Here is a 15,277-nt window from a genome sequence, read left to right as displayed (position 1 = left end):
ATGACAAAGACCTCCGCACTCCGCACCCATCTCTGGCACATGCCCGTCTGGGCCGCCGTCGCCGTGGTTCTGGGCGTGGGGGTCTATGACCGTCTCGAACTCACCCCGTCCGAGACCGACCGGCTGCGTCAGATCTATTCCGGCCCGTCTTCGGACTGGCCCGCGCCCTGGGTCGACTCCGGTGTCGCCTATGTCGAACTGGCCCCCGCCCCCCTGCCCGCCCTGCCCGAAGAGGGCAGCCGGGAGGCCTTGCAGGTCGCTTTGGGGGAGCGACTGTTCAACGATCCGGTCCTGTCCGAGTCCGGTCACATCGCCTGCCAGAGCTGTCACAACCGACGCGAGGGCTGGGGCGACGGTCTGCCCCGTCCCTTCGGTCACGCCCGCACGGAAGGTCGCCGCAACGCGCCCGCGCTGTTTGCCGCCTGGGCGCGTCCGGCGTTTTTCTGGGACGGGCGTGCCGACAGTCTCGAAGATCAGATGATGGGGCCGCTGTCGGACCCGGCGGAAATGGCCAATCACGATCTGAGCAGCGTGACCCATCGCCTGAAATGGCTGGGCGGCTATCCCGAGGATTTCGCCGCGGTCTATGGCGATCAGGAGATCACGCTCGACCGCGTGGCGGGCGCTCTGGCCGCGTTCCAGACCCATCTCGATGCGCCGACCCGGCTGGACCGGTTTCTGTCCGGCGAAACCGCCATGCTCAGTGATGAACAGATCGAAGGGCTGCACCTCTTCCGCACCAAGGCGCGCTGCGTGAATTGCCATATGGGACCCGCGCTGATGGATGGGGAATTCCACAAAATCGGCCTGACCTATTACGAACGCAGCTATCACGACATGGGGCGGTATGAGATCACCGGTGAGGCGGCGGATGCCGGGGCCTTCCTGACCCCGAGCCTGCGCCATGTCTCGCGCAGCGGGCCCTACATGCACAACGGTCTGTTCCCGACGCTCCGGGGCCTCGTGAACCTCTACAACGCAGGCGGCGCGCGTCAGCCCGAGCAACCGGAACGCGCCGCCCGCGACCCGATGTTCCTCCTGGCGACCGAGGTCGATCCGCTGCTAAAACCGCTCGATCTCACGACGGACGAACGCGCGGCCCTGGTCGCCTTTCTCGAAGCGATCTGATCATTCGTAAAAATTTCCATGAAAAAGGGCGCCCCGAACGGGACGCCCTTCTTGCATGTCCGAGGCGATCAGGCGGTCAGGTCGAACCGATCCGCGTTCATCACCTTGACCCAGGCCTTGACGAAATCCTCCACGAATTTCTCCGCGTTGTCGTCCTGGGCATAGACCTCCGCATAGGCGCGCAGGATGGAGTTCGAGCCGAACACCAGATCGGTGCGCGTGGCGGTGTATTTCACCGCGCCCGACTTGCGCTCGGTGATCTCATAGACCCCGCCTTTGACCGGCACCCATTTGTAATCCATGTCGGTCAGAGTCACGAAGAAGTCCGGCGTCAACGCGCCTTCGCGCTCCGTGAACACGCCATGTTTCGTGCCGCCGTAATTGGTGCCCAAAACCCGCATACCGCCGGTCAGAACCGTCATCTCCGGCGCGGTCAGCCCCATGAGCTGGGTGCGGTCGAGCATCAGCTCCTCGGGAGAGACCACATAGTCCTTCTTGAGCCAGTTGCGATAGCCATCGGCAATCGGCTCCAGCACGTCGAAGGAGGCCGCATCGGTCATCTCGTCGGTGGCGTCGCCCCGACCCGGCGCAAACGGCACGGTGATGTCAAAGCCAGCCGCTTTCGCCGCCTGCTCGATGCCCACGCCCCCGGCCAGCACGATCACGTCGGCCACCGACGCCCCGGCTTCTGCCGCGATGGGTTCGAGCACGGAGAGCACCTTCACCAGACGCGCAGGTTCGTTGCCTTCCCAGTCCTTTTGCGGCGCCAGACGGATGCGCGCGCCATTGGCCCCGCCCCGCATGTCGGAACCGCGATAGGTCCGGGCGCTGTCCCAGGCGGTCGACACCATCTCGGAAATCGACAGACCGGAGGCGGCGATCTTCGCCTTGACCGCATCGACATCGTAAGAGGTCGAACCGGCGGGCACCGGGTCCATCCAGATCAGGTCTTCGGACGGCACATCCGGCCCGATATAGCGCACCTTCGGCCCCATATCGCGGTGGGTCAGTTTGAACCAGGCGCGGGCAAACGTGTCGGCGAAATAGGCCGGATCGGCCATGAATTTCTGACAGATCGCGTTGTAGATCGGGTCCACTTTCATCGCCATATCGGCATCGGTCATCATCGGGTTGTGGCGCTTCGACGGGTCGGTCGCGTCCAGAGGTTTATCCTCTTCCTTGATGTCGACCGGCTCCCATTGCCACGCCCCTGCGGGCGATTTGCGCAGCTCCCAGTCATGGCCGAAGAGCATGTCGAAGAAGCCCATGTCGAACTGCGTCGGATGGGTCGTCCATGCGCCCTCAAGACCGGAAGTCACGGCATTCGCCGCCTTGCCATGCTGGTTCGGGTTCGACCAGCCAAGCCCCTGCATCTCGGGACCTGCGGCTTCCGGGTCCGCGCCCAGAACGGAGGCATCGCCGTTGCCGTGGGTCTTGCCGACCGTGTGACCGCCAGCCGTCAGAGCCGCGGTTTCCTCGTCGTTCATCGCCATCCGGGCAAAGGTCTCGCGCACCTGAGCGGCGGTTTTCATCGGGTCCGGTTTGCCGTTCACCCCCTCGGGGTTCACGTAGATCAGGCCCATCTGCACCGCCGCAAGCGGGTTTTCCATCGTGTCGGGCTTGTCGACATCGGTGTAGCGCTCGTCGGAGGGCGCGAGCCATTCCTTCTCAGCCCCCCAATAGGTGTCTTTCTCCGGGTGCCAGATGTCTTTGCGGCCAAAGCCGAAGCCAAAAGTCTTCAGACCCATGTTCTCATAGGCAATCGTGCCCGCCAGAACGATCAGGTCGGCCCAGCTCACCTTGTTGCCGTATTTCTTCTTGATCGGCCACAACAGGCGACGCGCCTTGTCGAGGCTGACGTTGTCGGGCCAGCTGTTCAGCGGCGCAAAACGCTGGTTGCCGGTGCCGCCACCGCCACGCCCGTCGGCCAGACGATAGGACCCCGCCGCGTGCCACGACAGACGGATCATCAAGCCGCCGTAATGCCCCCAGTCGGCAGGCCACCACTCCTGGCTTTCGGTCATCAGCGCATGCATGTCGGCCTTCAGCGCGTCGAAATCGAGACCTTTGACGGCCTCGCGATAGTCGAAGGCCTCGCCCATCGGGTCGGTCTTGGTATCGTGCTGGTGCAGGATGTCAAGGTTGAGCGCATTCGGCCACCAGTCCATCACATTGCTGCCCATGGCCGTATTGCCGCCATGCATGACCGGGCATTTGCCCGCGGTTTTCATCTCGTTGCCGTCCATCTGGTCCTCCGTTGACTGACGTGAATGCGTCTGGGAACAACCGCTTTCGCCCGACAACAGGTTCCGAACTGCGACAAGCTGTCACCCCTTGAGCACAGGGGTAGCAAGCCAGATAAATAAAAAGAAATTGTATTATTTTTGATATAAAATAAGAAAATCTAATATCAAAACCGGCCCGCACAGACATCAGGGGGGACAGATCAGCTTCCGGTTGACATTGCCCGAGACCGAGGACAGGCAGGGCATCCTGCTGATCCCCGCCCTGCCCGGGATCAAGGCCACCGGCGAGGGGCTCCTTGATCTTTTGCGCTACACGCCGGATGCGGCAAGCTACGCTTTCCTCTCCGCACGCGACCATCAGTTGCGCGCCCATGTTCTGGAGCTTCTCTCCGCCTGATTGTCCCCGTCCCGTTCCCCCTGTCTTCGCCCCTTCGGGTGCGGAGGTTTCAGGCGTTCGCTCAGGAGTGCCCCATGACCCAGCCTTCCCCGACCAAGGCCCGCCGTATCGTCATCGCCACCGCCCCAGGTCAGTTGCGTCTGCGCTTCATAACCGCGCCTCTCGGCCCCAGCGACAACCGGACCGCCCCGCCGCGCTTCGACGCTCCGCCGCGCCCGAACGCTCTGCCCCGCCGGGAACATGAAAGAATCGAGCACCTGCTGGAGCGTTGCACGCAGTATCAGCATCAGGGCAAGGACGAGCTTGCCGCATTGATCGACCGCATCGGCATGCGCATGATGCAGATCTTTCTCGACCGGGAAAATCATTGGGAAAGTCACCGGGAGAACCATGGCACCCCCACGGAACCGCAGGAACTGCCGTAACTGCATGAGGCCCCGGCAGGGCAGGACACGGGCAGAGCTCCAGCCGTTTGGAGCCTCTGTGGTGGTCGATGCCGGAGCGTCCGAAAAGCGCCCCGGCACCGCAGGCCCATCACTCCACGATGATCTCTGCCGTCGGCCGCGGGGTCGTCGCGGTCTCGGCCGGCAGGACGGGCGTGGTGATCACCGGCATTTCGCCGGTCAGCCCACCAAGGAAGGCCACGATCTTGCCAGCTTCCTCATCGCTCAGTTCTTCGCCCAACTGGCTTTCGGCCATGATCTGCACGGCGACCTTGAGGTCCCAGACCTTGCCCGAATGGAAATAGGGCGCAGTCAGCGCGATGTTGCGCAGCGGCCCGGCGCGGAAGACATATTCGTCATCCACCGTGTCGGTCACCGCGAACCGGCCACGGTCGCCTTCCGGCAGAATGTCGGAGCCGGGTTTCTCGATCAGACCGAAGGGATAGTAGCCCTCGCCACCGATGTTCACACCGGCGTGGCAGGCGACACAGCCCTTGTCCATGAACAGTTCGAGGCCGGCGATCTGGTCTTCGCTCAGCGCATTGTCATCACCGTTGAGCCAGGAATCGAACGGCGCAGGGGTCAGAAGCGTCGCCTCGAAGGCCTCGATCGCCTTGGCCATATTGTCGAAACTCACCGGTTCGGCCTCATCCGGAAAGGACTCCTCGAACCATTCCACATATTGCCCCATCGACGACAGGGTCGCGACCACGTTTTCCGGCGTGTTGGCCATCTCGACACCGGCCTGGATCGGTCCTTTGGCCTGTGCCTTCAGATCGTCGGCGCGCCCGTCCCAGAATTGCGCCTCGTTGAACACGGCGTTCAGCACGGTCGGCGAGTTGCGCGGCCCTTTCTGCCAGCCATGGCCCACCGAGGTCTCCATGTTGTCGTCCCCGCCCGTCGTCAGGTTGTGGCAGGAATAGCAGGAGAACACGCCAGAGGCCGACAGGCGCGGATCGAAGAACAGCGCCTTGCCGAGATCAATCTTTTCCTTGGTAATCGGGTTGTCCGCCACGGCAGGCACCGTGGAGGGGAGCGGTTTGAAATATTCGAGCGCAGTGTCTCTCAACTCATTCGCCGAGGCGGCCGAAGCGCCCAGAGCGGCGACACTGGCCAACAGAGCAATACGCGGTGCAAGTCTCATAAATCTCTCCCTCGCATTCAAAGATGCAATTTGACGATCGCGCGTCCGTGATCAAATTTAGAATTCCTCCAATTCCAAACCATGACTTGGATCAATTCCAATTCCGGAACGCCACTTGACCGCCCATACCCTCCCTCCTCTGATCGCTGTGCGTCCCGTGATCCCTTGCCAACGAAGCGATCCACGTCGTAAGCGGGGAATATGGTTTCTCCCCTGAGGCGATGTCTTGCTGCTGTATCGTGCCCTTCTGTTGCTCCTGAGCCCGCTTTTTGCACTCGCCCTCCTGCGGCAAGTGCTGCGCGGGCGCGAAAAGCCGCGCGATCTGGCGGAGCGTTTCACCGCAGGCATCCCCCGCCACCCGCAGTCCTGCGCCACCCGGCTCTGGGTGCATGGTGCCTCCAACGGTGAGTTGACCGCCGCGCGCAGCCTCATCGAAGAGGCCCTGAACCGCGCACCGGGGCTCGAGATCCTCGTCACCGTCAACACGGTGAGTGCCCGGCGCATGGTGCGCAAATGGCATCTGCCGCGGGTTCAGGTGCGACTGGCACCGATGGATCTGCGTCCGGTGCTGCGGCACTTTCTCGATCTTTACGATCCCGCCGCCCTCATTTCTCTGGAAAACGAGATCTGGCCCAATCGCTTCACGATTCTGAAGAAACGCGGCATCCCGGTGATCGTCGCGGGCGCGCGCATGTCGGAACGCACCGCCCGGCGCTGGTCCCACATGCAATGGCTCTTCGGCCCGACCATGCGCACGACCATCGGTGCGATCACCCGGCTGGCGGCGCAGGACACCGCCTCCGAGCAACGCCTTTTGCAACTGGGTCTGCCCACCGACCGCCTGTTGCCGCGCATGAACCTCAAGACCACGGTCGATCTGCAAGCTGCCCCCGAAGCCGCGCTTGCCGCGCTGCGCCCGCATTTCCCGCATGCCACAACGCTTTTGGCCGCCTCCACCCATGAGGGCGAGGAGCGCGTGCTGCTCGAAGCCTATGGTCTGCTGCGTCAGAGCCAGCCCGACGCCCGGCTGATCCTCGCCCCCCGTCATCCCCGGCGCGGCGATGCGGTGGCGCAGGAGCTGACCCGCGCGGGGCTCGCTTTCGCCCGCCGCTCCCTGAACGACGATCCCGCCGCCGCGCCGGTCTATCTCGCCGACACGCTGGGCGAGATGGCGCTTTGGTATCAGCTTGCAGGCCTGTGTTTCGTCGGCGGCTCCCTGACCCCGCGCGGCGGTCATACGCCGTTCGAGCCGGCACAATTCGACTGCGCGCTGCTGCACGGCCCGCATGTCTCAAACCACCTCGCCGCCTATCAGGCTCTCACAGATCTCTCTGCCGCTGTTGAGGTGACGGATGCCGCCACTCTCGCGCAGGCCGCCCACCGGCTGATGGCCGAGCCGGACATTGCCCGGCGTATGGCACAGGACGCCCAGACCGCCCTCGCTCCGCTGCGTGCCGCCCAGATGCGTCAGGAAGCATTCTGGAACGCGCTCGCCGATCTGCCCAAATTGCAGGCGCTGGCCTGAGCCACGGACGTTTTTGCTTTTCAGCCGTCACATGAGCTTGTTACTCATGCGCTAGTCTGTTGCACATCTGCCGGTTGGGGGGCCGCAGATGCAGCGGCGTCGGAGGATTTAGAGCAGGTGTCATTGATCAGAGCCAGACAACTTCCGGTCAAACTGGGCCGGGGCGGGAAAGACGGGGTGCGCACGCAGTTCGGCGCGCTGATCTGGCGTCAGCGCAAGGACAAATTGCAGGTGCTTCTGGTCAAATCCCGGCGCAGCAAGCGCTGGATCATCCCCAAGGGCTGGCCGATGCATGGCGAAACCCCGGTTCAGGCGGCGGCGATCGAGGCCTGGGAGGAAGCGGGCGTCAAGGGGCGCCCTGCGCCGATTTGCATCGGCCTCTATTCCTACCTGAAAACCCCGCGCGAGGGCGGTTTGCCGAAACCCTGCGTCGTCGCGGTGTTTCCGCTCAAGGCCCGCTGGGTGTTCGACAAATACCCGGAAATGCACGAACGCAAACGCAAATGGGTGTCCCAGAAAAAAGCCGCGAGCCTCGTCGCCGAACCGGAACTGGCGCAGATCATCCGGCATTTCGATCCCAGACATTACAAACTCTGAACCACGGAGCCGCCGCCAATCAGGCCGCCAATCAGATTGCCAAGCCCCCCAAGGGCAGCTAGTCTGGGGCACTTGCAAACCCGCATCAGAGACACCCCAGCCCCCGCCCCGACCATGATCCGCTACAGCCTCAAATGTGCCGAAGGCCACCAGTTCGAAAGCTGGTTCCGTTCGGCGGACGCCTTCGACACGTTGCGGGCCAGCGGACAGGTGAGCTGTCCGGTCTGTGGCGCGACCGATGTCGAAAAGGCGATCATGGCGCCCCGGGTCAGCACCTCGCGGAGCCGCACCGACGCCCCCGCACAAGGGACGCCGCCCGCCACGCCCGCGCCCGATATATCTCCGCCTCCCAGCCCTGAGCAGATCGAACAGGCGGTCGCCAAGCTGCGCGCCGAGGTCGAGGCCAATTCCGATTACGTCGGTGTCGAATTCGCCGCCGAGGCCCGCAAGATCCACGAGGGCGAGGCCCCCGCCCGCGCTATCTATGGCGAGGCGAAACTCGACGAAGCCAAGGCGCTGATCGAAGACGGCGTGCCGGTTTTGCCCCTGCCGTTTACACCGAAACGGAAAATGAACTGACCCGGTTGCCCCCTCGTCGCGGCGCTCTATGTGTCTGCCACACCGGAACGAACCCTCAGGACAGATACCATGCCCACCGCATTGATCACCGGCGCCTCTCGCGGCATCGGGGCCGCCATGACCCGCGAACTCACCGCCCGGGGCTTTGACACCATCGGCACCTCCACGAAAGGCGGCGACGGGCTCTACCCGCTCGACGTCACCGACCCGCAAGGCCCCGCCGCACTGGCGCAAACGCTCTCCGGCACCCCCATCGACCTTCTGGTCTGCAACGCCGGGCTCTATCTCGACCGCGGCCAAACCCTTGCGACCGGCTACCCAGCCACGATGTGGGCCATGGAATTCGCGGTGAACGTCACCGGCGTCTTCCTGACCATTCAGGCCTTTCTTCCCGCGCTCCGTGCCGCACAGGGCAAGATCGCGATCATTTCCTCGCAAATGGCCTCGCACACCCGCGCACCGGGGGGCTCCTATATCTACCGGTCCTCGAAAGCGGCCGCCCTCAATCTCGGGCGCAACCTCGCAACCGATCTGCGCCCCGAAGGCATCGCCGTCGGCATCTATCACCCCGGCTGGGTCAAAACCGACATGGGCGGTGCTGGCGCGGAGATCACGCCCGAAGCGGCGGCCACCGGCCTCTCGGACCGCTTCGATGCCCTCTCCATCGCGACCACCGGCTGTTTCGAGACCTGGGACGGGCGCGCCCACGCCTATTGAGGCCGATCCGGCTTAAAAATAACGGCGTCACACAACCGTCACCCTTGCGCTTTGCCCCTTTGCCACTTAGAGAACCGTGACCAGTTTGAGACGGGGGAACCGGGCAAAAATGCCAATTCTCGTGATGAAATTCGGCGGCACGTCCGTCGCAACGCTCGACAAGATCAAACGCGCCGCCAAGCGCGTCGGTCGCGAAGTCGCCAATGGCTATGACGTGATCGTCGTGGTCTCGGCCATGTCGGGCGAAACCAACAAGCTTGTGGGCTTCGTGAACGACACCTCGCCGATGTATGACGCGCGCGAATATGACGCCGTCGTGTCCTCGGGCGAGAACGTCACGGCGGGCCTCATGGCGTTGACGCTTCAGGAAATGGATGTGCCCGCGCGCAGCTGGCAGGGCTGGCAAGTGCCGCTCAAGACCAATTCTGCGCATTCCGCCGCCCGGATCGAAGAAATCCCGACCGACAACATCCTGGCGAAATTCGCCGAGGGCATGAAAGTCGCCGTTGTGGCTGGCTTCCAGGGCATTTCGCCCGAAGGCCGGATCACCACGCTGGGCCGTGGCGGCTCCGACACCACCGCCGTGGCCTTCGCCGCCGCCTTCGAGGCCGAGCGTTGCGACATCTACACCGATGTGGACGGGGTCTACACCACCGACCCACGGGTCGAAAGCAAAGCCCGCAAGATGGAGAAAGTCGCCTTCGAGGAGATGCTGGAGATGGCCTCCCTCGGCGCGAAAGTGCTTCAGACCCGCTCCGTCGAACTGGCCATGCGCTACGGCGTGCGCCTGCGCGTCTTGTCGTCTTTCGAGGAATATAACCCCAATGCCGGCACGCTGATCTGTGCCGAGGAGGATATCGTGGAAAACAAACCTGTCTCCGGCATCGCCTCGTCGCGCGAAGAAGCCAAGATGACCCTCGTCTCCATCGCCGACCGTCCCGGCATCGCCGCCGCGATTTTCGGCCCGCTGGCCGAGGCCGGTGTGAATGTCGACATGATCATCCAGAACATCTCGGAAGAGGGTCGCACCGACATGACCTTCTCCTGCCCGATGGATCAGGTGAAACGCGCCGAGGCCGCGCTCGACGAGGCCAAGGCCAAGGGCGATCTGAACTTCGGCGAACTGATCTCCGACATGAACGTGGCGAAGATCTCCCTCGTCGGCATCGGCATGCGCTCGCAATCCGGCGTCGCCGCGAAAATGTTCAAGGTGCTGCGCGACGAAGGCATCAACATCAAGGTGATCGCCACCTCCGAGATCAAGATCTCCGTGCTGATCGACCGCAAATACACCGAGCTGGCCGTGCAGGCCCTGCACGACGCTTTCGAACTCGACAAGGCGTAAGCCCTTCACACATCGCCTCAAGGCCCCCGTGCAATGCGCGGGGGCTTTTCTTTTGCCGATCGCGGGACGAGCCGTCACACCACCATGCCCAAAGCCACCTCCGCGATGCCGCGAATGGCGGAAACGGCCGCCGGGGTGTTGCCTTTTTTCGTATCGACATAGATCGCCATGGCAAACGCCCGCCCCTCCGGCGCCCACAGCATCGCAATGTCATTGGCCGCGCCGTTGGGCGTCGTTCCCGGCTTGTTGGCCACCTCCCAGGACCTCGGAACGGCGGCGCGTATCCGGTTTTTCGCATTCTGTTCGTTGCGCATCCAATCGACCAGAAGGGATCTCGACCGCTCCGACAGGACGCCCTCGGGCATCGTCATCCTTTGCACATTCTGCGCCATGGCCAGAGGCGTCGTCGTGTCCCGCGCATCGCCGGGGCTATTGCTGTTCAGGTCCATTTCCACACGATCCAGACGGCTCACCGGATCGCCCATGTCCCGGAAGAACCGCGTCACCGAGGCCGGGCCTCCGACACGTGCCAGCAGAAGATTGGCCGCCGTGTTGTCGCTCCATTCGACCACGGCCTGACAAAGGCTGCGGATCTCAAGCCGCCCTGCCTGCACATACGCCTTGGTCACCGGAGAGGTTGGCAAGAGATCTTCGGCACCGAAGGCAAGGGCCTCGCCCAGATCCAGCGCACCTTCATCGGACTCTCGAAGACATAAGGCCGCCAGAGATGCCTTGAAGGTCGAACACATGGCAAACCGCTCTTCGGCCCGGTGCAGATACACCTGCCCCGTCGCAAGATTTCGGACACAGACCCCGATCCGCGCCGTCAGCTCACGCTCCCTGTCTTGCATGTAAAGATCGGCATCCGGCTTTGTGATCGCGATACCGCCGCTCCAGGGCAACATGGCGGCGCCCAGCACAAAGTCTCTGCGTTTCATTCTGATCTCCATCTATGCATTGAGTGAAACAGGAATAGTCATTCGGCCAGTGGGTACAGTTTTTCGAGCCCCGGGCTCTCCAATATCCCGCCGGTTGTCACAATGGCCGTCCCCTTGATGACATCCCAACAGCCTTCCCGGCTGGCGACATAGGTACAATAGGGGTGGTCCTGCCAATCGGTCAGGAACGCCTCCCGAATCTCCGGGTGCCCCTCTGCGAGATCCGAGAGCATCACAGGAGACGCCAAAGCAACCCCTGCCCCCAAAGCCGCAAGATAGACCATTTCGGCACCGTAATACGCATCTCCGCCAACCAGACGAAACCGGTCCGCCGCATGACCATAAGCCACAAGCAGCGCATTGTAAGACACCGGACTGTCGCCCTGGCCCCAGTCGGCCATGTTCCGCACCCGATAGGCGGCATAATCGTCCGCCCCAAGACCGGAAATAAAATCGTCGAGCAGGGTCTCGGTCACACCATTCTCGGGATCGACATAGACAACATGCGGCGCACCGCTTCCGGCCCGCACGATCGCCACGGAGCCGAATGCCGTCCGCGTGGCCTGCGCGATCAGATCGTCCAGCGGGTCCAGCCCCGAGCGGAAAATGAGATCCCCGGCGCGCCAGTCCCACTCTGCCTCTCGCCATTCACTGGCCTGTGCCGGTGGAGGACAAGCGACATAAACACAACAGACCAGAATCGGAGCGAATCGCCGGGCATATCCATGACCCCGGCGCCATGCCGACCGAAACATCCGCATGCGCCTGTGGCCAGAGGCCGCCCCTATTGCACTCATGTCGCCGCCTTACCCTGTGCCCTCATGACCTGTCGCAGGTTAGGCAGATGCCGTCCCCCCTGCCAGCCGCGACCACAGGATGAGCGGATATCGGCGCAGCGCCGATCCGGTCATGATCCTGGTCGCATGATCGTCTCGGAAATCACCTGGAACTTTTGTGATCACAGTCCCTGACCAGATCGGCGAAAATACCGGGCAAATCGCACCTGCGGCGAATTTTTCTGCACCTGCACAGGCAACTCCCGGATTTTTCTGCACTTTTTCCACGCAAATTCACGCTCACCGTGCCCGCAGAGGTTGATTTCCTCTGGGCAATCCCCACATCTGTGCTCTAAGAAGACGACGCCCAAAGCAAGGCGCGCAAGAGGACCGGCGGGGACATGCCAAACAATATGGAGAGCGAAAGCCGGAAGCTTCTGGGCCGGCTCAGGGACACTCTGGCCGAGGACAGCGCCGGGCAGGCGCGCCTTGATCGCATCACCCATCTGATCGCCGACAGCATGCAGACCGAGGTCTGTTCGATCTACCTGTTCCGCGACAAGGACACGCTCGAACTTTGCGCCACCGAAGGCCTCAAACCCGAGGCCGTGCACAAGACCCGGATGCGCATCGGCGAAGGCCTCGTGGGCCGGGTCGCCCGCACCCGCTGCATGGTCAACACCGCCGACGCCCCCGCCGAGCCGGGGTTCCGCTATATGCCCGAGACCGGCGAGGAAATTTATTCCAGCTTTTTCGGCCTGCCGATCCAGCGTCTTGGCGAAATACTCGGCGTTCTGGTCGTTCAGTCGAAAGAGGCCCGCGCCTTCACCGATGACGAGGTCTACGCCCTCGAAGTGGTCGCCATGGTGCTGGCCGAAATGACCGAGCTTGGCGCCTTCGTCGGCGACGAGGGCGGCATGAGCGCGCTCCACACGCACCCCGTGCTGTTTCGCGGCGCCACCGGCCAGGAGGGCGTCGCCGAAGGGCATGTCTATCTCCACGAACCGCGCGTCGTGATCACCAACCCGGTGGCCGACGACCCGGAGGCCGAATCCCTGCGCCTGCGCGAAGCGGTGGACAAGCTGCGGATCTCCGTCGACAGCATGCTTGCCCGTGTCGAACCCTCCGACAAGGACCAGCGCGAGGTGCTTGAGGCCTATCGCATGTTCGCCAATTCCCGTGGCTGGATGCGCCGGATGGAAGAGGACATCGGGCGCGGTCTCTCCGCCGAGGCCGCCGTCGAAAAAGAACAAAGCGCCGCGCGCAGCCGTCTCGCCACCGTGCCCGACCCCTATATGCGCGAGCGCCTGCACGATCTCGACGACCTGTCGAACCGGCTTTTGCGCATCCTCACCGGGCAGGGCAAGGAAACCGGCGCCGAGATGCCGGAGAACCCCATTCTCGTGGCCCGCAATATCGGCCCCGGCGAGCTTCTGGACTATGGCAAGGATCTCAAGGGCATCGTGTTGGAGCAGGGCTCCGTCGGCTCGCATGCCGCCGTCGTCGCCCGCGCCTGGGCGATCCCTCTGGTGATCCATGCCGAGGGCATCACCACCGAAGCGCTCAATGGCAACGCAATCCTCATAGATGGCGATCAGGGCATCGTGCACCTGCGTCCCGAAGAAACCGTCGCCACCGCCTTCCGCGACAAGATCGCGATGCAGGCCGAGGCGCAGAAACGCTATGCCGGTCTGGTGGGGCTTCCGGCCCAGACGCTCTGCGGCAAACACATCGCGCTGCACATGAACGCCGGACTGATGGCCGACCTGCCCTCCCTCGCCACATCCGGGGCCGAAGGCGTGGGGCTGTTCCGCACCGAGTTGCAGTTCCTGATCCGCAACAAGGTTCCGAAACGCGGCGATCTCGCCTCGCTATATGCCCGCGTCATGGATGCCGCCAAGGGCAAGCGCGTGGTATTCCGCACCCTCGACATCGGCTCCGACAAGGTCCTGCCCTACATGAAGCCGCAGGAAGAACCCAACCCCGCGATGGGGTGGCGCGCGATCCGCGTCGGTCTCGACCGGGGCGGTGTCATGCGGATGCAGTTGCAGGCCCTGATCCGCGCCGCGGCAGGCCGCCCGCTCACCATCATGTTTCCCTTCGTGGCGCAATTCGACGAGTTCCGCGACGCCAAGGCCATGCTCGCCGCCGTGCTGGAAAGCGAAGGCAAACTGGGCCATGTCCTTCCCGCCTCGCTCGAGGTGGGCGCGATGTTGGAGACCCCGTCGCTGGCCTTCGCCCCCGACCGGTTCTTCGAGGAAACCGATTTCATCTCCATCGGCGGCAACGATCTCAAGCAATTCTTCTTCGCCGCCGACCGGGAAAACGAACGGGTGCGCCGGCGCTACGACACGCTGAACTATTCCTTCCTGAGCTTCATCCGCCAGATCGTCGCCCGCTGCGACCAGTTCGACACGCCCGTGTCCTTCTGTGGCGAGGATGCCGGACGTCCCTTGGAGGCAGTGGCTTTCGCCGCCATGGGCGTGCGCACCCTGTCGATGCGCCCGGCCTCGATCGGCCCGGTCAAGGCCATGCTGCGGCGTCTGGACCTCGACGAAGTGGCGGCAGTGATCGACCAGGCGGCGACCGAAGGCGCGCAATCGGTGCGCAAGGCGCTCTCCGATCACCTCGCGGAGCGCGGGTTCATCACCTGAAACGCGTTAGCGCTTCATCTCCACCCGCAGCATCTCTTTCAGCGCGTCAAACCCCAGATCGCTGTCCTCGGCCATGCGCAGAAGCCCGAAGCTCACATGCGCCATGTCCTGATAATAGGCGGTATAGGCGTAATTCGTCGCCGCCCCTGCCACTGCGCCCAGTACGGGAATGGTCTGGGTTGCAAGCTTCTGCCCCAGCACCACCGACAGCCGCGGCGCGACCTTGGCGATGATGCCGTTGAGCGTCGCTCCGGTCAGCGTCGTGCGTGCCGCCAGAAACCCGAGATCGGCCCCGTCGTCCGCCTCCAAAGGCCCGGCAGCGGCAAAGACCTGAATGCAGGCCTTGCGCACATCCTCGCGCTCGGGATCGAAGCCGTGTTCCTCGGCCACCACCTGAATCGCATGCAAAAGCACCGTCGTCGTCACCGGCAATTCGGCCAGAGCGGTCGGCAAGCCCCCGGCCCCGCCCAGCGCCCCAAGCCCGGAGGTCACAGCCCGCGACAGCCACGCATTGCCCTTCACATTGCGCCGTCCGCGCGCCGCACCGTCAAAGGCCAGTTCAAGCGCCGACATCGTGGCGCTTTCCAATTGCCCGCGCACCGGCCCGGGCAGCTTGTTGAACAACCCGTCGGCGGTGCCGCCGACCATGTTCAGCAATTGCATGCCGGGGTGATTGGCGCGTTTGAGACGCCGCGCGAGCGCGCGGATCGCCTCCGGCGTCGGAGCTTGCAACACGGCATGAGAGCCATCGGTGAGGGGCGGCAATTCTTTCATCATGTCCCTTAGAT

Annotated in this window: 14 protein-coding genes; 9 read left to right on the top strand and 5 right to left on the bottom strand. The window is 63.6% G+C overall.

Features of this window, described 5'->3' with window-relative positions:
• Nucleotides 1-1,128, top strand: coding sequence for a cytochrome-c peroxidase (locus CEW89_RS17815; RefSeq protein WP_198403452.1), 1,128 nt, complete (start codon nucleotides 1-3; stop codon nucleotides 1,126-1,128).
• A gap of 68 nt (nucleotides 1,129-1,196) precedes the next feature.
• On the opposite strand, the gene katG is transcribed toward CEW89_RS17815, so the two are convergent.
• On the bottom strand, nucleotides 1,197-3,374 hold the full coding sequence (gene katG, locus CEW89_RS17810; RefSeq protein ID WP_096806812.1) for a catalase/peroxidase HPI: 2,178 nt from the start codon (nucleotides 3,372-3,374) through the stop codon (nucleotides 1,197-1,199).
• 211 nt (nucleotides 3,375-3,585) lie between these two features.
• Between katG and CEW89_RS17805 the strand changes: the two genes are divergently transcribed.
• Nucleotides 3,586-3,771 carry a hypothetical protein gene (locus CEW89_RS17805; RefSeq protein WP_157779913.1) on the top strand — a complete coding sequence of 62 codons (186 nt, stop codon included), beginning with the start codon at nucleotides 3,586-3,588 and terminating at the stop codon, nucleotides 3,769-3,771.
• Nucleotides 3,772-3,845: 74 nt separating this feature from the next.
• A complete protein-coding gene (locus CEW89_RS17800) occupies nucleotides 3,846-4,196 on the top strand; it encodes a hypothetical protein (protein ID WP_096806810.1) in 351 nt (116 codons plus the stop codon).
• Between the two features lie 109 nt (nucleotides 4,197-4,305).
• Here the strand turns inward: CEW89_RS17800 and CEW89_RS17795 are convergent, their stop codons facing one another.
• Nucleotides 4,306-5,358: a cytochrome-c peroxidase gene (locus tag CEW89_RS17795; RefSeq protein WP_066710240.1), complete on the bottom strand. Its 1,053-nt coding sequence runs from the start codon at nucleotides 5,356-5,358 to the stop codon at nucleotides 4,306-4,308.
• Between the two features lie 226 nt (nucleotides 5,359-5,584).
• Between CEW89_RS17795 and CEW89_RS17790 the strand changes: the two genes are divergently transcribed.
• The 5 genes from CEW89_RS17790 (at nucleotide 5,585) to CEW89_RS17770 (ending at nucleotide 10,121) form a co-directional block, all read left to right on the top strand.
• On the top strand, nucleotides 5,585-6,883 hold the full coding sequence (locus CEW89_RS17790; protein ID WP_096806809.1) for a 3-deoxy-D-manno-octulosonic acid transferase: 1,299 nt from the start codon (nucleotides 5,585-5,587) through the stop codon (nucleotides 6,881-6,883).
• A 117-nt stretch (nucleotides 6,884-7,000) separates the two neighbouring features.
• The gene (locus CEW89_RS17785) at nucleotides 7,001-7,480 is read left to right on the top strand and encodes an NUDIX hydrolase (RefSeq protein ID WP_096806808.1); all 480 of its coding nucleotides are present in this window, start codon (nucleotides 7,001-7,003) and stop codon (nucleotides 7,478-7,480) included.
• A 114-nt stretch (nucleotides 7,481-7,594) separates the two neighbouring features.
• Entirely contained in the window at nucleotides 7,595-8,059 is a 465-nt protein-coding gene (locus tag CEW89_RS17780; RefSeq protein WP_096806807.1) for a DUF1178 family protein, read from the top strand.
• A 69-nt stretch (nucleotides 8,060-8,128) separates the two neighbouring features.
• Entirely contained in the window at nucleotides 8,129-8,776 is a 648-nt protein-coding gene (locus CEW89_RS17775) for an SDR family NAD(P)-dependent oxidoreductase (RefSeq protein ID WP_096806806.1), read from the top strand.
• Between the two features lie 109 nt (nucleotides 8,777-8,885).
• Complete coding sequence (locus CEW89_RS17770) at nucleotides 8,886-10,121, top strand: aspartate kinase (protein ID WP_096806805.1); 1,236 nt, start codon at nucleotides 8,886-8,888, stop codon at nucleotides 10,119-10,121.
• 74 nt (nucleotides 10,122-10,195) lie between these two features.
• Here the strand turns inward: CEW89_RS17770 and bla are convergent, their stop codons facing one another.
• Both bla and CEW89_RS17760 read right to left on the bottom strand, forming a co-directional pair.
• Nucleotides 10,196-11,059 (bottom strand): class A beta-lactamase, encoded by an 864-nt coding sequence (gene bla / locus CEW89_RS17765; RefSeq protein ID WP_157779912.1) that lies wholly within the window; start codon nucleotides 11,057-11,059, stop codon nucleotides 10,196-10,198.
• Nucleotides 11,060-11,097: 38 nt separating this feature from the next.
• Nucleotides 11,098-11,814: a peptidoglycan peptidase gene (locus CEW89_RS17760; protein ID WP_157779911.1), complete on the bottom strand. Its 717-nt coding sequence runs from the start codon at nucleotides 11,812-11,814 to the stop codon at nucleotides 11,098-11,100.
• Nucleotides 11,815-12,236: 422 nt separating this feature from the next.
• Here CEW89_RS17760 and ptsP point away from each other — a divergent pair, with 422 nt between their 5' ends.
• Nucleotides 12,237-14,489, top strand: a complete 2,253-nt coding sequence (ptsP, locus tag CEW89_RS17755) for a phosphoenolpyruvate--protein phosphotransferase (RefSeq protein ID WP_096806802.1) — start codon at nucleotides 12,237-12,239, stop codon at nucleotides 14,487-14,489.
• 6 nt (nucleotides 14,490-14,495) lie between these two features.
• On the opposite strand, the gene CEW89_RS17750 is transcribed toward ptsP, so the two are convergent.
• Entirely contained in the window at nucleotides 14,496-15,266 is a 771-nt protein-coding gene (locus CEW89_RS17750) for an EcsC family protein (RefSeq protein ID WP_096806801.1), read from the bottom strand.
• Nucleotides 15,267-15,277 lie beyond the last annotated feature (11 nt).

The sequence above is a fragment of the Celeribacter ethanolicus genome, from assembly GCF_002407265.1.
GTDB classification, from domain to species: Bacteria; Pseudomonadota; Alphaproteobacteria; order Rhodobacterales; family Rhodobacteraceae; genus Celeribacter; species Celeribacter ethanolicus.
This window is presented reverse-complemented; position numbering and strand designations above follow the sequence as displayed.